The organism is Amycolatopsis sp. NPDC051903 (assembly GCF_044452505.1).
Classification (GTDB): domain Bacteria; phylum Actinomycetota; class Actinomycetes; order Mycobacteriales; family Pseudonocardiaceae; genus Amycolatopsis.
Map to the genome: position 1 here is coordinate 1 of NZ_JBITBT010000064.1, position 21539 is coordinate 21539.

The 21539-nt window shown below is 72.2% G+C and carries 25 protein-coding genes and 1 pseudogene; 14 read left to right on the forward strand and 12 right to left on the reverse strand.

Annotated elements, in window-relative coordinates:
* Nucleotides 1-143 precede the first annotated feature (143 nt).
* From ACIA77_RS50555 to ACIA77_RS50565, 3 genes are all read right to left on the reverse strand, one after another.
* Nucleotides 144-266 (reverse strand): hypothetical protein, encoded by a 123-nt coding sequence (locus tag ACIA77_RS50555; protein ID WP_255570896.1) that lies wholly within the window; start codon nucleotides 264-266, stop codon nucleotides 144-146.
* A gap of 107 nt (nucleotides 267-373) precedes the next feature.
* The gene (locus ACIA77_RS50560) at nucleotides 374-1240 is read right to left on the reverse strand and encodes a substrate-binding periplasmic protein (RefSeq protein WP_395893399.1); all 867 of its coding nucleotides are present in this window, start codon (nucleotides 1238-1240) and stop codon (nucleotides 374-376) included.
* 3 nt (nucleotides 1241-1243) lie between these two features.
* Nucleotides 1244-2089, reverse strand: coding sequence for a substrate-binding periplasmic protein (locus ACIA77_RS50565; protein ID WP_395893400.1), 846 nt, complete (start codon nucleotides 2087-2089; stop codon nucleotides 1244-1246).
* Nucleotides 2090-2277: 188 nt separating this feature from the next.
* On the opposite strand from ACIA77_RS50565, the gene ACIA77_RS50570 reads away from it, so the two are divergent.
* Nucleotides 2278-3267, forward strand: a complete 990-nt coding sequence (locus tag ACIA77_RS50570) for a helix-turn-helix domain-containing protein (protein ID WP_395893401.1) — start codon at nucleotides 2278-2280, stop codon at nucleotides 3265-3267.
* On the opposite strand, the gene ACIA77_RS50575 is transcribed toward ACIA77_RS50570, so the two are convergent.
* The 3 genes from ACIA77_RS50575 to ACIA77_RS50585 all read right to left on the reverse strand — a co-directional run bounded on the left by ACIA77_RS50575 (nucleotide 3177) and on the right by ACIA77_RS50585 (nucleotide 5791).
* Complete coding sequence (locus ACIA77_RS50575) at nucleotides 3177-3734, reverse strand: flavoprotein (RefSeq protein WP_395893402.1); 558 nt, start codon at nucleotides 3732-3734, stop codon at nucleotides 3177-3179. The genes ACIA77_RS50570 and ACIA77_RS50575 overlap by 91 nt on opposite strands.
* Nucleotides 3735-3878: 144 nt before the next feature.
* A complete protein-coding gene (locus ACIA77_RS50580) occupies nucleotides 3879-4817 on the reverse strand; it encodes a patatin family protein (RefSeq protein WP_395893403.1) in 939 nt (312 codons plus the stop codon).
* Nucleotides 4814-5791 carry a DMT family transporter gene (locus ACIA77_RS50585; protein ID WP_395893404.1) on the reverse strand — a complete coding sequence of 326 codons (978 nt, stop codon included), beginning with the start codon at nucleotides 5789-5791 and terminating at the stop codon, nucleotides 4814-4816. The genes ACIA77_RS50580 and ACIA77_RS50585 overlap by 4 nt, the downstream gene beginning before the upstream one ends.
* 123 nt (nucleotides 5792-5914) lie before the next feature.
* Here ACIA77_RS50585 and ACIA77_RS50590 point away from each other — a divergent pair, with 123 nt between their 5' ends.
* A complete protein-coding gene (locus ACIA77_RS50590; RefSeq protein WP_395893405.1) occupies nucleotides 5915-6706 on the forward strand; it encodes an AraC family transcriptional regulator in 792 nt (263 codons plus the stop codon).
* A 13-nt stretch (nucleotides 6707-6719) separates the two neighbouring features.
* Here ACIA77_RS50590 and ACIA77_RS50595 read toward each other — a convergent pair whose 3' ends face one another.
* Entirely contained in the window at nucleotides 6720-7892 is a 1173-nt protein-coding gene (locus ACIA77_RS50595) for an acyl-CoA dehydrogenase family protein (protein WP_395893406.1), read from the reverse strand.
* Nucleotides 7867-8145 (reverse strand): hypothetical protein, encoded by a 279-nt coding sequence (locus tag ACIA77_RS50600; protein WP_395893407.1) that lies wholly within the window; start codon nucleotides 8143-8145, stop codon nucleotides 7867-7869. Before ACIA77_RS50600 ends, ACIA77_RS50595 begins: the two co-directional genes overlap by 26 nt.
* A gap of 36 nt (nucleotides 8146-8181) precedes the next feature.
* Between ACIA77_RS50600 and ACIA77_RS50605 the strand changes: the two genes are divergently transcribed.
* The 3 genes from ACIA77_RS50605 to ACIA77_RS50615 all read left to right on the forward strand — a co-directional run bounded on the left by ACIA77_RS50605 (nucleotide 8182) and on the right by ACIA77_RS50615 (nucleotide 10221).
* On the forward strand, nucleotides 8182-8559 hold the full coding sequence (locus tag ACIA77_RS50605) for a hypothetical protein (RefSeq protein WP_395893428.1): 378 nt from the start codon (nucleotides 8182-8184) through the stop codon (nucleotides 8557-8559).
* 23 nt (nucleotides 8560-8582) lie between these two features.
* Complete coding sequence (locus ACIA77_RS50610; RefSeq protein ID WP_395893408.1) at nucleotides 8583-9044, forward strand: GNAT family N-acetyltransferase; 462 nt, start codon at nucleotides 8583-8585, stop codon at nucleotides 9042-9044.
* A gap of 142 nt (nucleotides 9045-9186) precedes the next feature.
* A complete protein-coding gene (locus ACIA77_RS50615; RefSeq protein ID WP_395893409.1) occupies nucleotides 9187-10221 on the forward strand; it encodes an alpha/beta fold hydrolase in 1035 nt (344 codons plus the stop codon).
* Nucleotides 10222-10280: 59 nt separating this feature from the next.
* Here the strand turns inward: ACIA77_RS50615 and nadE are convergent, their stop codons facing one another.
* Complete coding sequence (gene nadE / locus ACIA77_RS50620; RefSeq protein ID WP_395893410.1) at nucleotides 10281-11105, reverse strand: ammonia-dependent NAD(+) synthetase; 825 nt, start codon at nucleotides 11103-11105, stop codon at nucleotides 10281-10283.
* A 66-nt stretch (nucleotides 11106-11171) separates the two neighbouring features.
* Between nadE and ACIA77_RS50625 the strand changes: the two genes are divergently transcribed.
* From ACIA77_RS50625 to ACIA77_RS50640, 4 genes are all read left to right on the forward strand, one after another.
* Entirely contained in the window at nucleotides 11172-11981 is an 810-nt protein-coding gene (locus ACIA77_RS50625; RefSeq protein ID WP_395893411.1) for a class I SAM-dependent methyltransferase, read from the forward strand.
* A 130-nt stretch (nucleotides 11982-12111) separates the two neighbouring features.
* Nucleotides 12112-13536, forward strand: a complete 1425-nt coding sequence (rox, locus tag ACIA77_RS50630; RefSeq protein WP_395893429.1) for a rifampin monooxygenase — start codon at nucleotides 12112-12114, stop codon at nucleotides 13534-13536.
* 108 nt (nucleotides 13537-13644) lie between these two features.
* Nucleotides 13645-14382, forward strand: coding sequence for an SDR family NAD(P)-dependent oxidoreductase (locus tag ACIA77_RS50635; RefSeq protein WP_395893412.1), 738 nt, complete (start codon nucleotides 13645-13647; stop codon nucleotides 14380-14382).
* A gap of 877 nt (nucleotides 14383-15259) precedes the next feature.
* The gene (locus tag ACIA77_RS50640; RefSeq protein ID WP_395893413.1) at nucleotides 15260-15649 is read left to right on the forward strand and encodes a cobalamin-binding protein; all 390 of its coding nucleotides are present in this window, start codon (nucleotides 15260-15262) and stop codon (nucleotides 15647-15649) included.
* On the opposite strand, the gene ACIA77_RS50645 is transcribed toward ACIA77_RS50640, so the two are convergent.
* Nucleotides 15610-16560, reverse strand: coding sequence for a LysR family transcriptional regulator (locus ACIA77_RS50645; protein ID WP_395893414.1), 951 nt, complete (start codon nucleotides 16558-16560; stop codon nucleotides 15610-15612). The two genes, ACIA77_RS50640 and ACIA77_RS50645, sit on opposite strands and share 40 nt — an antisense overlap.
* 66 nt (nucleotides 16561-16626) lie before the next feature.
* Between ACIA77_RS50645 and ACIA77_RS50650 the strand changes: the two genes are divergently transcribed.
* Together ACIA77_RS50650 and ACIA77_RS50655 are read left to right on the forward strand one after the other, a co-directional pair.
* Nucleotides 16627-18135, forward strand: coding sequence for an MBL fold metallo-hydrolase (locus ACIA77_RS50650; protein WP_395893415.1), 1509 nt, complete (start codon nucleotides 16627-16629; stop codon nucleotides 18133-18135).
* Between the two features lie 28 nt (nucleotides 18136-18163).
* Nucleotides 18164-18766: a nitroreductase family protein gene (locus tag ACIA77_RS50655; RefSeq protein WP_395893416.1), complete on the forward strand. Its 603-nt coding sequence runs from the start codon at nucleotides 18164-18166 to the stop codon at nucleotides 18764-18766.
* Between the two features lie 4 nt (nucleotides 18767-18770).
* On the opposite strand, the gene ACIA77_RS50660 is transcribed toward ACIA77_RS50655, so the two are convergent.
* Together ACIA77_RS50660 and ACIA77_RS50665 are read right to left on the reverse strand one after the other, a co-directional pair.
* Entirely contained in the window at nucleotides 18771-19250 is a 480-nt protein-coding gene (locus tag ACIA77_RS50660; protein WP_395893417.1) for a hypothetical protein, read from the reverse strand.
* A 166-nt stretch (nucleotides 19251-19416) separates the two neighbouring features.
* Nucleotides 19417-19608: pseudogene (locus ACIA77_RS50665) on the reverse strand (transcriptional regulator); the annotation flags it as partial.
* Nucleotides 19609-19692: 84 nt separating this feature from the next.
* Here ACIA77_RS50665 and ACIA77_RS50670 point away from each other — a divergent pair.
* From ACIA77_RS50670 to ACIA77_RS50680, 3 genes are all read left to right on the forward strand, one after another.
* Nucleotides 19693-20451, forward strand: coding sequence for an SDR family NAD(P)-dependent oxidoreductase (locus ACIA77_RS50670; RefSeq protein ID WP_395893418.1), 759 nt, complete (start codon nucleotides 19693-19695; stop codon nucleotides 20449-20451).
* A gap of 127 nt (nucleotides 20452-20578) precedes the next feature.
* Nucleotides 20579-20875 (forward strand): hypothetical protein, encoded by a 297-nt coding sequence (locus tag ACIA77_RS50675; RefSeq protein ID WP_395893419.1) that lies wholly within the window; start codon nucleotides 20579-20581, stop codon nucleotides 20873-20875.
* Entirely contained in the window at nucleotides 20872-21432 is a 561-nt protein-coding gene (locus tag ACIA77_RS50680; protein ID WP_395893421.1) for a tetratricopeptide repeat protein, read from the forward strand. The genes ACIA77_RS50675 and ACIA77_RS50680 overlap by 4 nt, the downstream gene beginning before the upstream one ends.
* Nucleotides 21433-21539 lie beyond the last annotated feature (107 nt).

Genomic DNA, 21539 nt, shown 5'->3' on the forward strand with positions numbered 1-21539 from the left:
CACAATATCATCGTTCGTCACCTGAGGTGCGTATCAAATGGTGACCCCCCGGGCGGGGGCACCCCCGCCGGTTTGCGCGCGGGCGGCGGATGGTGCCGCCACCCGCGCGAAACCGGTCACCCGTCAGCGTGCGCCGGCGAGGCTCACTGGCAGGCTTCGCAGTCGGGGTCGTCGATCCGGCAGGCGGCCCCGTCGGTGAGCGGGAAATCGAAGTCGTCGAGTTCGGGCACGGGCAGCGTGCTCTCTTCCGGTGTGGTGGTGGCCATGATTGCTCCCTTGATCGCGCAACGGTCCTCTCCGTCTGTAGCGCCGAAGATCGCCGGGCATTCCGTGACCCGCGACACAACCCGGCCCGCGGGAAACCGGCGCCCCCTCACTTGCCCGCCGGAGCCCCTTGCTGCACCTGGGCCTGCAACGACGGCCAGTACCGGAACAGCGAGCTCGGGTACTCCTGGCCCGGGAAGTACTTCCGGTACAGCTTCAGGAACGTCCCGTCGTCGACCGCCGCGGCCAGCTGCTTGTCGTAGTCGGTGAGGAACTTGTCGAGCCCCTTGCGGACGGCCATCGCCTCGGGGATCGGGTTCTGCACCGACACGCCGACCTTCAGGCGCCCCGGGTGCTGGGCGAAGACGGTGATCGCCTGCACGGAGCTGACGACGAAGCCGTCGAGGTTGCCGTTGAGGAGCTGGTCGATCCCGGTCGCGTTGGTCTGCACCGAGACGACGTGGGCCTGCGGCAGGGCTTTCGCCGCGAAGTCGGCCTGGGCGCTGCCGATGCCGGCGCCGATGCGCTTGCCCGCGACGTCGGCGACGGCCTTCACCGGGGAGTCGGACCGGACGAGGACGTCGTTGGCGTCCACGTAGAACGGCGTGGTGAAGGCGACGTTGCGCTTGCGTTCCTCGGACATCGTGAGGTCGGCGATCATCATGTCGTACTGGCCCGCGGTCACCAGCGGCAGACCGGCGCCGACGGTCGAGAGCTTGTAGGTGATCTTCAGCCCCATGCGCTGGGCGATGAGGTCGTTGAGGTCGATGAGCAGGCCGGCGGGTTTGCCGGTGGCGTCGGGGGAGACGAACGGCGCGTCGCCCTGCGGGACGGCGGCGGTGATGGTGCCGGGGACGGCGAGGCCGTAGGCGTCACCGGAGCCCGAGCCGCCCGCGCTGCTGCCCGGGGAGCTGCACGCGGAGACGGCGAGCAGGGCGGCCAGCAGGACCGGGGCCGTCCGGAGGAAGCTGCGCATGCGTCACTTGCCCTTCTGGAGCTGGCCCCGGAGCTGGGGCCAATAGGTGAACATCGGGGACGGGTACGGCTCGCCGGGGAAGTACCGGTCGTACAGGCGCAGGAACGTGCCGTCGTCCATCGTGGTCTTCAGCTGGTCGCCGTAGGCCTTCTCGAACGCGGTGAGCTTGCGGTTGATCGGCATCGCGGAGGCCTGCTCGTGCGGCGCGGAGTAGGCGATCCTGAGCCGGCCGGGGCTCTGCCGGAACACGGCGGGCACCTCGGTGGACGCGAGGACCATCGCGTCGAGGTTGCCGTTGAGCAGCTGGTTCACACCCGCGCCGTTGGTGGGCTGGGAAATGAGCGTGGCGCCGGGGATCTTGGCCGTCGCGAAGTCGGCCTGGGCACTGCCGAGGCCGGCGCCGACGCGTTTGCCCGCCAGGTCCCCGGCCGCCTTCACGGCCGAATCGGCGCGGACCACGACGTCGTCGGAGGCCAGGTAGAACGGCTGGGTGAAGTCGACGCTCTTCTTGCGCTCGGGCGTCGGCAGCATGCCGATCGCCAGCATGTCCAGCTGCCCGGCTGTGACCAGCGGCAGCCCGGCGCTGACGGTCGTCATGCGGTAGGTGATCTTGAGGCCCATGCGCTGGGCGATCGCGTTGTTGAGGTCGACCAGCAGCCCGACCGGTTTCCCGGTGGCGTCGGGGGAGACGAACGGCGCGTCGCCGGCCGTCACCCCCGCCGTGATGGTGCCGGGGCTGGCCAGTCCGTAGCCGGAACCGGCCTGGTCGCCCGGCCCGCAGGCCGCCGCCGACAGGACAGCCGCGGCCACTCCGGCCGTGAACAGGACCAGCGTGGTCCTCCGAGCCATAGCTCTCCTCTAGACGCCCGGCACTTCGGTGTGACGTGCGTGGTATTTCTTAGGTTCATAATGCCACGCTGTCAACCGGGGGCCAGGACCTGCGGACCCGGGACGGCGGGGGAACGGGGCGTGCCCGTCGGGGCACCGTCCGGCCCGCGCGCCTCGATCGGCGGCGTGCGTCTGCCACGATCGGCGGCGTGCAGCGCTCGTGGTCCACTGAGGACGTCGCCTCGTCCGACGCGTTCGGCTACTGGTCCGACGTCATCTGCGAGACGCTGGTGCGGGTGGCGGCCCGCGCGACGGGCGACGCGCCGTTCACGGGCCGGCTCGACCACGCCGCCCTCGACGGCGTCGGGCTGTCCACTGTGGTCTCCGGTCCGCAGCGGGTGACGCGCACGAAACGGCTCATCGCGCGCGACCCGGAGGAGTACCTGCTCGTCAACGTCCAGACCGCCGGCCGGTCACTGGCGATCCAGGACGGACGCTCGGCCGCGCTGCGGCCCGGGACGCTGACGGTGCTCGACAGCACGCGGCCCTACACCCTCGAATTCTCGGGAGCGTTCGCCCAGGTCGTGGTCCGGCTGCCGCGCACCCTCGTGCGCCCCGCGGCAGCCGTGACGGCCGTCGAGCTCGACGGTCCGGGCCGGCTCGTGGCCGAGTTCCTCACCGGCCTCGCCCGGCAGCAGCGCGCGGACCCGGCCGCGGCCGCCGTGCTGCTGCCCCACGCCGTCGGCCTCGTGCAGTCGGCCCTGGACTGGGCCGCCCGCGGCACCCGCCCGACGTCGGCGGCGCTCACCCGGGAACGCGTGCAGCGGTTCGTCCGGCAGCACCTGACCGACCCGGCCCTCGACGCGGCCGCCGTCGCGGACGGCTGCGGGGTGTCCCGCCGCTCGCTGTTCCGCGCGCTCGCCGACGACGGCGAGCCACTCACGGCGCTGATCCGGCGCCTGCGCGTGGCGCGGGCGCAACGGCTGCTGCGGGATCGGCCGGACCTGCCGCTGCCGGCCGTCGCCGCGCAGTCGGGGTTCGCCGGCGCGGCCCAGCTGCACCGGGCGTTTCGCGCCACGGCCGGCGTGACACCCGGGACGTACCGGAGTCAGGACAGCAGTTCCCGCACGATCTCGACGAACCGGGGCGGCGGCGGAGGCTGCGGGCTCTCGACGAACGCACCCGCCGCCACGTCGTAGCGCGGCCCGGAGGCCGGGTCCTCCACGCGGTAGCCGTCCTCACGCAGCTGCGTGACGTTGCGCTGCACCGCCGGCTTCGCCCACATCTCCCCGGTCATCACGGGGAAGAACGCCACCGGGTGCGTCGCGGCCAGCACCGTGGTGGCGAGCAGGTTCGGCGCCGCCCCGGTCGCGACCGCCGACAGCGTGTGCGCGCTGGCCGGCAGCACCACCGTCAGGTCGTGCCCGGCCGCCAGCGTCGTGTGGTTCTCCCGCGGCCACGTGCTCGCGTCGGTCCCGGTCACGACCCGGTCCGCGAACAGGCCGGCGGTGTGCGCCGGCAGGAACTTCGCCGCGGTGGGGGTCATCAGCACGGTGATGGGGCCGCGCAGCGCCGACCGCAGCGCGCCCAGGTACGCGGGCAACGCGGCCACTGCCGCCGACCCCGTCGCCCCGACGAGCAGGCGACCCTCGAAGGTGTTTTCCATGGGTCAACCCTCGCGCGGCGCACGGCCCCCGGAGTGACCGGACGTGCCCGGGGAAGTGACGAGAAGTGCCAGGACCTCCTATCGGACGCCGCAACAACTTCGCTGCACCGTCGGACCCCCCAGTGTCCACTGTGGAGGAACTTCTCAGCCGGGGTCCTTGACGCACGGCGCCAGCTCGTTCCACGCCGCCTGCCGGCCGGTGTCGACGGCTGCGCGCATGAGCCGTGGCCGGCGTTCGGTGCGGCCGATGTTCGGGCTGCCCACCGGCGGGCGGATCTGCAGCGTCGCCGGGTGAGTGGCCAGGAGGTGTTCCTCCTCGGCCTTGAGCACGTCGCGGCGCAGCCACGGATCCATCGCGCCGGGCGCGTGCCGGGCGAACCAGCGCCCCGCCACGAGCCGCTCACCGCCCGACGGCGGGGTGGCGGCCGGTTCGTCGCCGCGGCGGGTGCGCAGCGCGACGACGTGCGTGGCGTGCTGGGCGAGCGCCGTGCGGATCGGGACGCTCTCGCTCACCCCGGCGTCGACGTACGCCCGTCCGCCGACCATGATCGGCTCGCCCGCGAGCAGCGGCATCGCCGTCGACGCGCGCAGCGCGGCCTGGATCCCGGCCTGGTCACGGGCGTGGCCGCGCAGGTCGACGGACTCGCCGGTGAGCGCGTCGGTGGCCAGCGGGTGGAACTCGACAGGGTTGTCGAGGATCTCCCGGAAGCCCATCGGCAGGATCTCGGTGTAGACGGTGTTCACCAGGAACCCGGTGTCCACCACCGGCTGCCGCCGCAGCACGCGCCTCGGGTTGATGGTCGTGCCCATGATGAGCTGGTCCCACCACGCGTGCTGGGTCGATTCGGCGCGCCCGCACAGCAGCCACGCGGCGCTGAGCGCGCCGGCTGAGCTGCCGTAGACGGCGTCGAACGCCGGCAGCAGGCCCAGCTGCTCGATGGCGATCGTCATCCCGCTCGAGTAGGCACCGCGGGAGCTGCCGCCCTCGATGACCAGCGCCACGCGGGCGTCGTCGCTGCGGTTCCCCGGAGTACTGCCTTGGCGTGCGCGAGCGCGCAGCACCTGCCGGACGGCTTCCGTCACCGGTCCACCTTCTCTTCCCTGCCAACGGTTCTCCGGACATGCCGGGGTGCACGCCGGCCGAGCCGGCCTTGGGTGACCGCGAGCACCGCCCCGGCAACGGTGATGACGGCGCCGATGAGCTGCCCGGTCGTGAACGACTCGCCGAGGAACGTCACCGACGTGATCGTGGTGAACACCGGCACCGCGAACATCGTGATCGTAGCGGTGACCGGGCTGACCGAGCGGAGTCCGCGGTAGTAGAACAAGTACGCCACCGCAGTCGGGCCGATCGCGAGGAAGACGAGGTTCAGCCAGCTCGTCTCCGACACCCCGGCCCAGTTCGCGTCCGGAAGGGACGGGATCGCGACGAGCACGAGCGCCGCCGCGCCCACGCCGGTGGCGTACGTCGTGGCGCGCAACGGTTCCATACCGCTGAGCACCTTCTTGGACGCGACGCTGTAGGCGGCCCAGCACGCGGCTCCGGCGAGGTAGACGAAGTCCCCGGCGAGGCGCGAACCGCTGAACCCGGAGCCGGTGTCGCCGATGCCGGCGAAGAACACGACCGAACCCGCGATCCCCAGCACCAGGCCCGTGATCCGCGCGGCGGACGCGGTTTCCCGGCCCGTCACGAGGAAGTACAGCGTGGTCAGCACGGGACTGAGCACCGGCACGATGATGCCGCCGTCGATCGACGGGGCGAGCGAAAGTCCCCAGAAGAAAAAGAAGTTGTACGCGAACACCCCGACGAGGCCGACGGTGCCGGCCCGTGCGAGGTCGCGCCAGGAGAACTTCGCCGCACCGGGCCGAAGGCACAGCAGCAGGGCGAGGATCACCGCCCCGCCGCCGAACCGCAGGAACGCGGCGACGTCGTGGGGCAGCTCACCCACCACGACCTTGGAGCTGGTGAACGCCGCTCCGAACAAAGCCATCGTGACGAGCAGGTACAGATACGGTGCGGCGCCGTGATCCGGCGCGGGGTCAGGGGTTTCGGGCATGCGGGCGGTCCAGTCGTGGTCGGGTGCGGGGCGGGGGAGCACCGTCGCGCGCCGCGGCGCACGAGACGTTCCCCACCACCGATCGTCGCCGCCGCCGGCGCGGAATTCTTGTACATTCCTGGCATGGCCGGCGAAACCGCGATCACCGCGTGGCGCCCGGGTGTCCCGGGCATCAGCGAGGTGTTCCACGCCCACTTCCGGCGCCACCAGTACCCCGTGCACACGCACACCGTGTGGACGCTGCTGATCCTCGACGACGGCGTGCTCCAGTACGACCTGGACCGCCACGAGCACGGCACCCTGCGTTCGCAGGTCGTGCTCCTGCCGCCGCACGTCCCGCACAACGGCCGCACCGCCGCGCCGCAGGGGTTCCGCAAGCGCGTGATCTACCTGCCCGAGGCGGCGCTCGACCCGAGGTTCATCGGGCCCGCGACGGACCGGCCGAACCTCACGGACCCGCTGCTGTGGGACCGCATCGGCCGCCTGCACGACACGCTCGCCGCACCCGGCGACGAACTCGAGGCCGAAAGCCGCCTGGCGCTGATCGTCGAGCGGCTCGGCACGCACCTGCGCCGCGACCAGGGGCGCCGGGCACCCGAGCCCGATCGCGGGCTGGCCGACGACCTGCGCGACCTGCTCGACGAACGGGTGGTCGCGGGGTTGCCGCTGGAGGAGGCCGCGCGCCTGCTGCACGCGGACCCGACGCACCTGGTCCGGGCGTTCACCCGGCGCTTCGCCTTGCCGCCGCACCTGTACCTGACCGGCCGGCGCGTGGAGCGGGCCCGCGAACTGCTGTTGTCGGGGTGGCCGGCCGGGGCGGTGGCCGCGGAGGCCGGGTTCTACGACCAGTCGCACCTGACCCGGCACTTCAAACGCATGCTGGGCGTGACCCCGGCCCGCTACGCCCGGCGGTGACGCGGCGGCCCGCTCAGCGCTTGAGGAGGGCACGCGCCACCACCATCCGCTGGATCTGGTTGGTGCCCTCGTAGATCTGCGTGATCTTCGCGTCGCGCATCATGCGTTCGACCGGGAAGTCGCGCGTGTAGCCGGCCCCGCCGAACAGCTGAACGGCGTCGGTGGTCACCTGCATGGCCACATCGGAGGCGAAGCACTTGGCGGCGCTCGCGAAGTACGTCTTGTCGGGCTCGTCGCGTTCGACCTTGGCCGCGGCCAGGTACACGAGGCTGCGCGCGGCCTCGACCTTCATCGCCAGCTCGGCCAGCGTGAACTGCACGCCCTGGAACTCGGCGACCCGCTTGCCGAACTGCGTGCGTTCCTTGACGTAGGCCAGCGCCGCGTCGAGCGCGCCCTGCGCGACACCGACGGCCTGGGCTCCGATGGTCGGGCGCGTGTGGTCGAACGTGCGCATCGCGGTCTTGAACCCCGTGCCCGGCTCGCCGACGATCCGGTCGGCCGGGATGGTGCAGCCGGTGAAGTAGAGCTCGCACGTCGGCGAGCCCTTGATGCCCAGCTTCCGTTCCCTGGCCCCGACCTCGAAGCCGGGATCGCCGGCGTTGACGACGAACGCCGAGATGCCGTTGGCACCTTGATCCGGCTCGGTCACCGCGAACACCGTGTACCAGCTCGCCACGCCCGAATTGCTGATCCAGGCTTTGCTGCCGTTGAGGACCCAATGGTCGCCGTCGAGGTGGGCCCGGGTTTTCATCGTGACGGCGTCGGACCCGGATTCCCGTTCGGACAGTCCATACGCGAACAGCGCGTCGCCGCTCGCCAGGGACGGCAGCACCTGCTTCTTGAGCTCGTCCGAGGCGGACAGCAGCACCGGGACGCTGCCCAGCTTGTTGACCGCCGGGATGAGCGACGAGCTCACGCAGACGCGCGCGACCTCCTCGATGACGAGACACGCGGCGAGCCCGTCGGCGCCCTCGCCGCCGTACTCCTCGGGCACGTGCACCGCGTGGAACCCCGCCGCTGTCAGTGCCGCGCGGGCTTCCTCGGGAAACCGCGAGCGCTCGTCGACGTCCGCGGCGTGCGGCGCGATCTCCTTCTCGCGCAACGAACGCACGGCCGCGCGCAGCGCGTGGTGTTCCTCGGGGAGCCGGAACGCGGCGAAGTCAGCGTTCGCGGACGGCTGGGCCATGGTGATCTCCTTCGGGTGCGGGGTCGAGGGCGAGCGCGACGGGGCGGCCGCCGAGCATCATGAGCGGGATCGTGGCGACGGTGGCGAGCGCGGCGATCACGAGCCAGAACGCGTACGACGCGCCACCGGCGAGCGCGGCCAGCAGGTACGGTGCGGCGAACCCGAGGTAGGCCAGCGCGTAGAAGATGCTGACCAGCCCGGCGAACTCGTGCTGCTCGGCCATCCGTTCCACTTTGTCCAGTCCGGTCACCATCAGGATCCCGTAGCCGGTGCCCAGGACCTCGCCGTGATGCGGGAAGACGGGTACGCGCTGATCGTCGGCCGCATCAAGGACATGGTGATCCGCGGCGGTGAGAACGTCTACCCGCGCGAGATCGAGGAATTCCTGTACACGCACCCGGACATCGAAGACGTGCAGGTGGTCGGCGTGCCCGACGACCGGTTCGGCGAGGAGCTCTGCGCGTGCGTGAAGCTCCGCGCGGGTGCGGCACCGCTCGACGCCGAGGCGATCCGCGCGTTCGCGACGGGGAAATTGGCGTACTACAAGATCCCGCGCTACGTGCGCGTGGTCACCGAGTTCCCCACGACCGTGACGGGGAAGATCCGGAAGGTCGAGCTGCGCGCCGAATCGGCGGCAGCGCTCGGGCTTTCCGCGCCGGCGGTGTGACGGCGTCCACAGTGGATCCGATTGTGATCCGGCCGCCCCGGTGCGGCGACGGCGAACCCGTCGACCGGTTCCTCGCGGGGCTGTCGCTGGCCAGCCGGTACCACCGGTTCTTCTCCGGCATCCGGCACATCACGCCGGATCTGGTCCGGGCGATGACCGCTGTGGTGCCGGGACAACTGGTGTTCCTCGCGCTCGACGGGGACACCGTGGTCGGGCACGTGATGGCGGTGTACTCGGCCGAAGCGGCCGTCGAAATCGGCGTGGTGGTCGCGGAGGCCTACCAGTACCGGGGAATCGGGCGGCGGCTCGTGCGAGAGCTCGCCCTGGTGCTGGTCGGGCACGGCTTGAGCCGGATGCGGTGCGACGTGCTGAGCGAGAACCACTTCGTGCTGGAATGGCTGCGCCGCACGCTGCCGGACATCCGGATCGAACGCAACGGCGAGACGATGACCGTGCACGGAACCCTTGCGGTACTGGTGAAGTGAATCCCGTGTGTCTTTTTCGGACAGTCCTTCGCGCCCACCGTGATGACGTACACCGACAGCGTCACGTGACGCTCGCGAAGTCGATCACCGTCCACTTAGGTTGGCCGGGTACCCATCATGGGCCAGGCGCGGAGGAGTTTCCATGATCAGCAGGAGAAAGTTCGGCCAGGTGTTCGCCGCGGGCGCGGCCGCCGCGTCACTCGCCGCTTGTTCGACGGGCGGGGGCGGCCCGGCGCCGGCCGCACCAGCCGGTGACGACCTGCGCGCGGGTTCGGGCAAGAACACCTCGCTCGGTCCGGTCAGGCAGGTCAAGGCCGGGTTGCTGAACGTCGGATACGCGGAATGGGGTCCGGCCACCGGCAAACCGGTGATCCTGCTCCACGGCTGGCCCTACGACCCGCACAGCTACGTCGACGTCGGCCCGCTGCTCGCGGCAGCCGGATATCGCGTGATCGCGCCGTACCTGCGCGGGTACGGGCCGACGACGTTCCTGTCGAAGGACACGTTCCGCAACGGCCAGCAGGCCGCCGTGGCGCTCGACGTCATCGCGCTGATGGATGCGCTGCACCTCGACAAGGTCGTGCTCGGGGGCTACGACTGGGGTGTCCGCACGGCCGACGTCCTCTCGGCGCTGTGGCCCGAACGCGTCAAGGCGATGGTGGCCGTGAGCGGCTACGGGATCAACGACCTCAAAGCGAACAAGGAGCCCTTGCCACCGGCCGCCGAGTACGGCTGGTGGTACCAGTACTACTTCGCCACCGACCGCGGCGAACTCGGGTACGCGAAGTACCGCCACGACTTCAACAAGCTCATCTGGAAGAACGTCTCTCCGAAGTGGAGCTTCGACGACGCCACCTACGAGCGCATGGCGGAGTCGTTCACCAACCCCGACCACGTCGCCATCGTCGTCCACAACTACCGCTGGCGCCAGAGCCTCGCTCCGGGCGAACCCCAGTACGACGGCTACGAGCAGAAGCTCGCCGCCGGCCCCACCATCGGCGTGCCCACCATCACCATCGGCAGCGACTTCGACGGTGCCACCGCCGACGGCAAGGCCTACCGCGCCAAGTTCACCGGCAAGTACGAACACCGCACGTTCACCGGCATCGGCCACAACGTGCCCCAGGAAGCCCCGCAGCCCTTCGCGAAGGCGATCCTGGACGTCGACCGGTTCTGACGCTTTCGGCGGGTCTCACCCGAGATCCCGCCGAAAGCCCGGCCCGCCGCGGGCGCGCGTCAGCCACGCCACCAGGTGTCGAGCGGGGTCACCGGGACGGCGCGTTTGTGGCGCGTCCCCAGGAAGATCGACTCCAGCCGGTCGGCGACTGCCGGGGTGACGTCGGCGCCTTCGAGGTAGTCGTCGATCTCGGAGTACTTCAGGCCGAGGGCCGCCTCGTCCGGGAGGGCGGGCCGGTCGTCTTCGAGGTCGGCGGTCGGCACCTTCTCCCAGACGCTCGCGGGTGCGCCCAGTTCCTGCAGCAGCGCCGCGCCCTGGCGTTTGGTCAGGCCGGTGAGCGGGGTGAGGTCCACGCCGCCGTCGCCGTACTTGGTGAAGAAGCCGGTGACGGCCTCGGCGGCGTGGTCCGTACCGACGACGAGCAGGCCCAGCTGCCCGGCGATGCCGTACTGGATCACCATCCGCTCGCGGGCCTTGATGTTGCCGCGCACGAAGTCGCGCAGCGCGTCGCCGACGCCGGTGGCGACCTCGGCCGCGAGGGCGTCGGCACTCGGCTTGACGTTGACGGCGATCGAGCGGTCGGGCCGGATGAACTCGAGCGCGGTCTGCGCGTCGGCCTCGTCGGCCTGCACGCCGTAGGGCAGGCGGACCGCCACGAACGTCGCGTCGTGCCCCTCGGCGCGCAGTTCCTCGGCGGCGAGCTGGCAGAGCCGGCCCGTCAGCGTGCTGTCCTGGCCGCCGCTGATGCCGAGCACGTAGCCCTTGGCCGGGGTCGAAAGCAGGTAGTCCTTGAGGAAGTCGATCCGCTCGCGGATCTCGACCTTCGGGGTGATGGTCGGCTTCACGCCGAGCTCAGCGACGATCTGCTGCCGTAGGTTCGCCATTCGCGTACTGTAACCGGCGCCCGGAATCCGGATGCGCCACGCCCGCGAGCTGTGGTCGGGTGGGGCATGCGACTCAGCGACGACATCACTTTGCACTACGCGCAAGGCGTCGAACGTGACCGGCTCACCACGTGGGGCCGGCTCGAAGCGCTGCGCACCCGGGCCCTGCTGGCGCGGTTCTTACCACCCGCTCCGGCCGTCGTGCTGGACGTCGGCGGAGCCGAAGGCGCGTACGCGTTCCCGCTCGCCGACGAGGGTTACCAGGTGCACCTGCTCGATCCCGTGCCCGGCCACGTCGAGGCGGCGCGAGCCGCGGATCGGGCCGGGGCGCTCGCGAGCGCGGAAGTGGGCGACGCCCGCGAACTCCCGGTCGAAGACGCTTCCGCCGACGCCGTGCTGCTGCTCGGCCCGCTCTACCACCTCGTCGAGGCCGCGGACCGCGCTCGCGCGCTGGCCGAGGCCCACCGCGTGCTGCGCCCCGGCGGCCGGCTGTTCGCCGCGGCGATCTCGCGGTTCGCGTCGGCGCTCGACGGGCTGCGGGCCGGGGTGATCACCGATCCGCAGTTCGAGGCGCTGGTGGAGGAAGACCTGCGCACCGGAATCCACCGCAACCCCGATGTCGCGCGCCGGCCGGAGTGGTTCACGCTCGCCTACTTCCACCGGCCCGACGACCTGCTGGCCGAGGTCCGGGCCGTCTTCCCCGGCGCCGAGGTGTTCGCCGTGGAAGGACCGTGTGGACAGTCGAGCATGGACCTCGACCTCGACGATCCCGTGGCGCGGGAAACGGCGCTGCGCACCATCGAGCGCCTCGAACGGGAGCCGAGCCTGCTGGGGGCCAGCCCGCACCTGCTGGCTGTGGCGCGAAAAGCGGCCTGAGACAAAGAAAAGCAAGGAGAAGAACCTCTCCCTGCCACTCCCAACGTATACCGCACCCCGGGGCTTGCGGCAAGACCCCCGTCGTCGCGCACACTTCCCCGCGATGAACAGCACGAAGGGGGACGATCCAGTGATCGACGTGATCATCACCGGTGGGGGACCGACCGGTGTCATGCTGGCGAGCGAGCTGCGGCTGCAGGGCGTGCGGCCCGTGGTGCTGGAGCGGGACGCGGAGCCGACGAAGGTGGTGCGCTCGCTCGGGCTGCACGCCCGCAGCATCGAGCTGCTGGACCAGCGCGGGCTGCTGGAGCGGTTCCTCGCGAAAGGGCAGCAGCACCCGCTCGGCGGCTTCTTCGCGGGTATCGAAAAGCCGGCGCCGCACGGGCTGGACACGCCCTACCCGTTCGCGCTCGGCATCCCGCAGACCACCACCGAGCGGCTGCTGCGGGAGTACGCCGCCGAACTCGGGGTCGAGCTCAGGCGGGGTGCCGAGGTGGTGGGGCTGAGCCAGGACGAGGACGGCGTGACCGCCGGACTCCCCGACGGCACGCAGGTGCGCGGGCGGTACCTCGTCGGCTGCGACGGCGGGCGCAGCACGGTGCGCAAGCTCGCCGGCATCGGCTTCCCCGGTGAACCCAGCCGGGTCGAGACGCTGCTGGGCGAGCTGCGGATCGGGGTGCCGCCGGAGGAGGTGATGGCGACCGTCGCCGAGGTGCGCAAAACGCACAAGCGGTTCGGGGTGGTGCCGTTCGGGGAAGGCGTGTTCCGCGTCGTCGTGCCGGCCGACGGGGTGGCGGAAGACCGCACGGTCCCGCCGACGCTCGACGAGGTCAAGGCGCAGCTCACAGCCGTCGCCGGCACCGACTTCGGGGTGCATTCGCCGCGGTGGCTCTCGCGCTTCGGCGACGCGACGCGGCTGGCCGACCGGTTCCGCGCCGGCCGGGTGCTGCTGGCCGGCGACGCGGGGCACATCCACCCGCCCACCGGTGGCCAGGGCCTCAACCTCGGGCTGCAGGACGCGGTCAACCTCGGCTGGAAGCTGGCCGCGGCGCTGCACGGCTGGGCGCCGGAGGGCCTGCTGGACACCTACGAGGCCGAGCGGCGCCCGGTGGCCGCGGACGTCCTGGACAACACCCGCGCCCAGATCCAGCTGATGTCCACCGAGCCCGGCCCGCAGTCCGTGCGCAAGCTGCTGGCGGAGCTGATGGACTTCGAGGAGGTCAACCGCCACCTGATCGAGAAGATCACCGCGACCGCCATCCGGTACGACTTCGGTGCGGGGCCCGACCTCGTCGGGCGCCGCCTGCCGGACGTGCCGCTCAAGCAGGGGCGGCTGTTCGAGCTGCTGCGCACGGGCCGCGGCTTGCTGCTGGACCGCACCGGCGAGCTCTCGGTGGCGGGCTGGTCCGAGCGCGTCGACCACGTCGTGCCCGACGGCGAGCAGTTCGACGTGCCCGCCGTGCTGCTGCGCCCGGACGGCCACGTGGTCTGGGCCGGCGAAGGACAGCGGGAGCTGGCCGCGCACCTGAAGCGGTGGTTCGGCGCGGCGCGCTGAGCCCGGCGCCGCGAGCCGGACCCGGTTCGGCTCGCGGCGTCCGATTTGCCTGCCGGGGCAACGGTTCCGCGCGACAGCCCGGACGAACGGTCTGATAGACGTCGAGGCATGACAGACCTCATCGACCTGGCCGGCACGACCGTGATCGTCACCGGCGCGTCCTCGGGGATCGGCGCGTCGACGGCCCGCGCCCTCCACGCTGCCGGCGCGCACCCCGTGCTGGCGGCGCGCCGCGCCGACCGGCTGGCCGCGCTGAGCGAAGAACTCGGCGGCGCGCTGGCCGTTCCGACCGACGTGACCGACCCCGGGCAGGTGCTAACGCTCGTCGCCGCGACCCTCGACCGCCACGAACGCGTCGACGGCCTCGTCAACAACGCGGGCGTCAGCCTCCACTGCCCGCTCGACCAGGTGGACCCGGCCGAACTCGGGCGGGTCCTGCAGCTCAACGTCGTCAGCCTGCTCGCGATGACGCAGGCCGTGCTGCCGGCCATGCGGGCGCAGGGCTTCGGCCGCATCGTGAACGTCAGCTCCGGCACCACCTGCCGCGTCGCCGTCGGCGTCGGCGCCTACGCGGCTTCGAAGTCGGCCGTGAACATGCTCAGCTCGGTGCTCACGCAGGAACTCGCGGCCGACGGCATCGCCGTGTCCCTGCTCCTGCCGTCCATCACCGCGACGGAGTTCGCCGACGGCCGCTTCACCCTCGGTGCCTCCCCGGTCCCCGGCTTGGTCGTCCAGCGCCCGGACTACGTGGCGGGTGTCGTCCTGCGGCTGCTGCGCACCGGCGAGGAGTCGTTCGACATCCCGCACGGGCCGGAGCAGCCCGAGGTCACGCGGGTCCCCGAGTGATCCACACCGAGCGGGTCGGCTTGCACTCGGCGGCGCTGCCGGGGAACACTCGGTGGACTCGTCCATTCCGGGCATCCGGTTCAACCAGCAGCCGGTGACGCCGCGCGGCGAGCGGAGGACCCGGGCGCGGAACCCGGCGATGGGAACAAGAAGTGCGGGTCTGACCGAACTCGACCGGACTCCCCGGCTCGTGCCGGGCAGGGTCGAAACAGCAGCGTTGAAAGCAGCGGTGAATCAACCGCCGTCGAATCGAGCCCGCTGAACTGGGACGCCCCTTGCCCGGCCTTGCGGGCCGGTGCCGACGGGCGGGCCGAGCACGCCAACCGCGGCACGCGCGAGCTGTTCCCCGGCTGGCGGACCGGTGCCCTGCTCGCTGGGGCGGTGCCCGAGTGGGTGCTCAGCGCGGCGCGCACCGCCACGCGCGCCGGCGGGCTGGTCGCCGGGCGCCGTTTCGAAGCGCACCCGGTTCGCCACGGCGACGGCCGTGTCACCCTCTGGTTCGTCGAAGACACCGGTGCGTGGCTCGCGCGCGAGGAGCTGCGGGTCGAGCGGGCCCGGACGGCCCTGCTGTCGGAGGCGTCGACGGCATTGCTCGCGACACTCAACCTCGACCGCTGCACGGAGATCGCGGCGCGGCTGGCCGCGGAGCACCTCGCCGACGCTGCGCTGGTCGTCACACCTTCGGCGCGGGCCGGGTTGCCCGCGACCTACTGCCGGCGCGGCGGCGACCCGGTCCGCGCGGCTGTTCGGCGCCGAAGCGTGGGCGGCCGATGCCCGCGGTGCCGCCGACCTGCTCGCGCGGGGCCGGCTGCCCAGCCCGAAACCGCCGCACCAGCCGATCGACGACCTGCCGCACCTCGCGGACCAGGAGTACACGATGGTCTCGCGCACCGCCCCGCAGCTGGTCAAGGCCGTCTACTCAGGACTGGAGCCGCGCATCTCCGCGATGCGCGGCTACACCGACCTGCAACGCCAGTACACCGCGGAAGATCTCGCCCACGTCGTCGACTTCCTCGCCACCGCCCTCTACACCGGCGACGGGGCGTTGTTCACCGATTTCCTCCGCTGGACCGGGGAAATCCTGGCCTCCCGCGGGGTTCCGGCGGCGTCGCTCGTGCCCGCGCTCGACCTGCTTTCCGCGGAGCTGCGCGACTTTCCGCGGGCCACGGGGTTCCTCACCGAAGCCCGCGAGGACCTGGTCACGGTCCTCGTGCCGCGCACGAGCCCTCATCCCGCGAGTGCTGATCCGGTGGCCCGGGAGCCCTGACCCGGCTCATCGAGATCGGGCAGCTGGAGCCCGGCGTCCAGCACCAGATCGCGCAGCCACGTGTGCAGCGGATCCGCGTCCAGCCGCGGGTGCCAGGTCATGCCGTACGCGTACGGCATCAGCTGCGCGGGAGCGGCGGCCACGCGCACGTCGTCGATCGGCACCTGGTCGACGAGCCGGCTGGGCAGGACCGCGACCAGCGGCGTGCCGGGCAGGGCGGCGATCGCGGCGGTGAAGAAGGGGACGCGCAGCCCGGGCCGGGGTGTGATGCCGAGTGCGGCCAGGCGGTTCTCGGCGAGCATGCGTTCGGCGCCCAGCACGACGACGCTCGCGTGGGGGTACCGCGCGAGGTCGTCGAGGGTGAGGCGGTCGGCGGTCACCGGGTGGTCGCGGGCGAGGACGCAGACGAAACGTTCCTCGAACAGCGGCCGCCAGCGCAGGGGAGCGGGCGGCCGCACGGGGGTCAGGACCAGATCGGCGCGGCCGTGCCCGAGGTCGTCGAACGACGTGGGCGAGAGCCAGTCCGTGTGCAGGGAAAGGCCGGGCGCCTGCCGGAAGACCGGGCTGAAGAGCCGGTGCCCCAGCACGAGCGCCGCGTAGTCGGTGAGGTGCAGGCGCACGACGTCCGTGGCGGATTCCGGGCTGAAGCCGGCGCCGCGGACCAGCGAGCGCAGCTGCGGCATCAGGAGCGCCAGGTCGCGCTGCAGCGTGCGGGCCCGCGGGGTGAGCTCGAAGCCGCGGGCCGTGCGCACCAGCAGTTCGTCGCCGAAGGTCGCGCGCAGGCGGGTGAGCGTGCGGCTCATCGCCGACTGGCTCAGGTGGATCCGCGCCGCCGCGCGCGTGAGGTGGCGTTCTTCGAGCAGGACCTCGAGGGCTTTGAGCAGGTTGAGGTCGACGTTCTCGAGTTGCACGGCATGCATGGTAGACGTGCCGGCCATGCATTGGACGCCGCTGCGACGCGGCACGAAGCTGGGCGCGTGAACTTCCCGAAGCAGACGCAGGAAACGCTCGCCGCGCTGGTCGAGTCCCTCGGTGGCCGGGCCGCCGTCGAGGCCGCGGCCGTCGAGCACACGGTCGCCACGGGCTGGCGGCGGCACCCGGGCTGGGGCAAGGATCCCGCGAAACCCGAGCTGGTCGCGGACTTCTCCTCGACGCTGGACCTCGACCTCGCCGGGCCCCGCTACCGCCTCGCGCACCAGGCCGCGGTCTACCTCGTGCCGACGGACCTGGACTACGTCGAGATCGGCGACGGCAGCCGCGGCCACGTGCGGGGCGTCGACTTCATGTTCGACCCGCGGCCGGTGGACACGGCCATCCCGTCGTGGCGCGTCGCCGCGCGGCTGCGGCACTTCGACCTCACCTCGCCGCTGCGGCTCGTGCGCAAGATGCTCGCGCCGGAGGCCGACGTCACCGGCGCGGACGGCGTCCTGACCTTGCGCGAGTTCGGCCGCCCACCGGTCCGGATCACCCTCGACGCCGCCGGTCTGCCGCGCGCGGTGGAGGTGACCGAGGAACACTCGCCGCTGGGCGACGTCCTGGTGCACGTCGCCTTCGACGACTTCCGCGCCGTCTCCGGCGTGCGCGTGCCGTTCCGCGTGGACATCACCGCCGCCGGGCTCCACGTCCACAGCGAAACCCGCACCGAAGCGACGATCGGTACCGCGGACCCCGCGAGGTTCGCCGGGGTAGCCGGGGAAACCGCCGAGGCCACCGTCGAACAGGCGAGTTACGCGCTGAGCTCCACCGAGTGGATCATGCACTACGTCTACTCCGGGGTCCGCTTCTACTTCGACCTCCAGACCGCGCCGGTGAAGCCCGAAGCCGTCGAGCTGGCGCCGGGCGTGAAGCTCGTCGTGGGGCCGAGCCACAACACGATGGTCGTGGAGCTGCCGGATCGGGTGCTCGCCGTGGAATCCCCGCTGTACGACGACTACAGCCGCGCCGCGCTCCTGCAAGTCAAGCGAGCGTTTCCGGGCAAGCCGCTGCGCGACCTCGTCTGCACGCACTTCCACTTCGACCACATGGGCGGCCTGCGCGAGTTCGCCGCCGACGGCGACCTGACCGTCCACGTGGGAACGCCGGCGGTGCCGTTCTTCGAGCAGGTGCTGGCCGCGCCGCACACCGTGGACCCCGACCGGCTCGCCGCCGTACCTGCCCCAGCGGACGTGCGCGGGATCGACGAGGTGCTGACCTTCGACACCGCCGCCGGCGGCACCGTGTCGGCGTACCGGATCGTCAGCGACCACGCCGCGGACATGCTGATCGTGTACGTCAGCTCGGGCAAGCTCGTATTCAACTCCGACCTGTGGAACCCGACTCCGCGGCCGCCGGCCCCGGGCGCCCAGCGCGGCCGGCTCGCCACACAGCTGTACGACGCGATCCAGGCCCTCGGCCTCGACGTCGAAACCATCGTCGGCGGCCATTGCGGCGCCGGCACCACTTACGCGGCTCCGCTGGACTACTTGCGGATCTCGGCCGGTTACTGAACCTCGGCTCGTCCGCCATGCTGATCACATGGAGTTCTCCGAGGTTCTGCGCCACCGCCGGATGGTCCGCGCCTACCGGCCCGACCCCGTGCCCGACGACGTCCTCCGCCGCGTGGTGCGCGTGATCCGGCGCGCGCCGAGCGCCGGCTTCAGCCAGGGCCACCGGCTCGCGGTGATCACGGCGCCCGACGTCCGCGCGCGCATCGCCGCGATCAGCGAAGGGCCGTACGTGGAGGCCGGCCTCCCGGCGTGGATTTCGGGCGCACCCGTGCTCATCGCGCTCGGCATCCGGGAGGCCTCCTACCACGAGCGCTACCAGGAACCCGACAAACTCGACGACGGAGCCGAAATCCCCTGGCCCGTCCCGTACTGGTGGTTCGACAGTGGCGCCCTGCTGTCGCTGCTGCAACTGGCCGCCACCGCCGAGGGCCTCGCCACGGGCTTCTTCGGCCCCGGCGACCACACGCAGTTCGCCGAGGTCCACGCCCTCACCGGCTTCCCGGCCGGCGTGGCGCTGGCGGGGATCCTGACGCTGGGCTATTCGGCCGAAGACCCGGCGGCACCACCGAGCGGGAGTGCGGGGAAGCGGGCGAAGCTGCCGCTCGAGGAGCTGATCACCTGGCGCGGCTGACCGATCAGCTGCCGACGTCCATCCGCTCCGTGCCGATGACCGACAGGAGCCGCAGGGCTTCTTCGGCGGGCGAGCCGGGGACGGCGGTGTAGATGACGACCTGCTGGTCGCGGTCGGTGAGGTCGAGGACGTCGCAGGTGACCGTGATCGGGCCGACCGAGCGGTGGTCGAAGGTCTTGCGTAGGGCCGGTTCGGTGGCCACGTCGTGGGAAGACCACAGCCGGGCGAATTCCGCGCTCCCCGCGCGGAGTTCACCGACCAGTGCCGCGATTTCCGGGTCGTCCCGGTACCGCGCCGCGGCGGCGCGGAGTTTGTGGGCCGCGTACACGCCGAACTCACCGGCGTCCGAGACGCCGTAGAGCCGGCCGCCGCCGAGGAAGGCGCGGCGGACGAGGTTGCGGTCGCGGCGCGGCAGCGCGGAGAAATCCTCCACGAGAGCGGCCGCGAGGTCGTTCCAGGCGATCACCTCGAGCGTCGCGGACACCACGATCGCCGCGGCCCGGGGGAGGCGCCGGATCAGATCGAGGATGCTCTGGCGGACCGGGTGGCGGACCGGGCGGCGGACCGGGCGGCAGGCCGGCGAGGTGGTGCAGGTGGTCGCGCTCGGCGTCGGAGAGGCGCAGCGCGCGGGTGATCCCGGCCAGCACCTCGCGCGACGGGTGCGGGCCGCGGGACTGCTCGAGCCGCGTGTAGTACTCCGTCGAGATGAACGCCGGCTGCGCCACCTCTTCGCGCCGCAGCCCCGGCGTGCGGCGGCGCGGTCCGGCGGGCAGGCCGACGTCGGCGGGGGTGATCCGTTCGCGCCGGGTCCGCAGGAACCCGGCCAGTTCGCGCCTGTCCACAGCTCCAGTGTGCCGCGTGCGGCGGGCCGAGCCAGGTACCGCCAGTGCCTGACTGCGGTCGCCGTCCGCGCCGACGCTGGGGGCATGACTCTGTTGGCAGGAAAGACCGCTTTCGTCACCGGCGCGGGCCGCGGGATCGGCGCCGCGGCCGCGCGGCTGTTCGCGCGGGAAGGCGCTCGCGTGCTGCTCGCGGCCCGGACGGAAACCCAGCTCAAGACCGTCACCGAGCAGATCCGCGCCGAAGGGGGCACCGCGGACTACGTCATCTGCGACCTGGCCGACGCGGACAGCGTCCGCGGCGCCGTCGAGCGGACGGTCCAGGTCTACGGCCGCCTCGACGTGGCGTTCAACAACGGCGCCACGATCCAGCGGCCGGGCCCCCTGGACGTGCTGCCGGAGACCGAGTTCGACCACGTCTACGCGGTGAACCTCAAGGGTGTGTGGCTCGCGGTGGCCGCCGAGGTCGCGGCGATCCGCGCCACGGCCGGAGCGGGTGCCATCGTGAACACCTCGTCCGTCGGGAGCCTGCTGGCCAACCCGGAGCTGCCGGCGTACGGCGCGATGAAGCGCGCGGTCAACAGCCTGACGGAGTCGGCCGCGGTGACGTACGGCCCCGAAGGCATCCGCGTCAACGCCATCGCTCCTGGCACCACGCTGACGGAGATGATCCGCGCGTGGGAAGCGGACGCCCCGGGGCTGCAGGACCGGCTGGTCGCGGCGACGCCGCCGCGCCGCGCGGCGCAGCCGGACGAGATCGCCGAAGCCGCCGCCTGGCTGCTCAGCGACCGGGCTTCGTACGTGACGGGCACGGTCCTGCGGGTGGACGGGGGAGCGCGCGCCTGACCTGGACCCCTCCCGGCGCCGGCGTGGCAGGGCGGCCGGACGACGGGGAGGCTTCGCCGGGGCGGCGACCCGCGCCGGGCCAGGCCGTACCGCGTGGTGCGCAAGCTCGGCGAGGGGGCAGGGCACGGTGTACCTCGCGGCCAGGCGTGCCGACCGGCTGGGCGCCGTCAAGGTCATCCGCGCCGAGCACGTCGCGGACGCGCAATTCCGCGCGCGGTTCCGGCACGAAGTCGCGGCCGCCCCGCGCGTGCGGCCCTTCTGCACCGCGCCGGTCGTGGACGCCGGCCCGCCCTGCCTGGCGACGGAATTCGTGGCCGGGCGCATTCTGTCCGACTGCGTCGCGGCGCGCGGACCGCTGGGTGGCGCCGACCTGGAGGCCCTCGCCGTCGGAGTCGTCGCGGCGCTCCCGCCGCGGCGGAGGTGACCGCGGCCCGGCCCGCCGCCGGAGCGCACGGACGGTTCGCCGGATGCCCGGGCGAGGACGAGCGCCGGCTGCGTGCGGCCGCTGAAACGGGCGAGCTCGACGCCATGATCGAACTCGGCCACGCCCTCGAACACCGCAAGGCCTACCGCGAAGCCGAAGACTGGTACCGCACAGCAGCCGACCGCGGTTTGATCGGGGCGCTCGGCGGCCTCCTGCACCACACGCGAGGCGACTTCGCCCAGGTCGAACGCTGGTACCACCACGCCATCGACGCGGGCGTCCTCCCCGCCCTGACCGACCTCGGTTCCCGCCACCACGACCGCGGTGACCGGGCCGCGGCCGAGCACTGGTACCGCGCTGCCGCCGAGGTGGGTTTCCCCGGCGGCACGGAGGGCCTCGCCACCCTCCGGGTCCACCGGGGCGACCTCGAAGGCGCCGGGCGCTGGTACCGCCGGGCCGCCGACGCCGGCGATCCGGTCGCCGCGGACTACCTCGCCCGGTTGCTGCGCCGACAGGCCCGGGAGAGCGGACGCCCGTCACGGGGAGACCGGAAGTGACCCGCGATTCCCGAAAATCACCCGCGAAAAGTCGAACCCGGGAGCCGGGGCGCGGAACTGATTCCGCCGCCGGAGTGCTGTGCCGCGGGCGATTTCCGTTACCACAG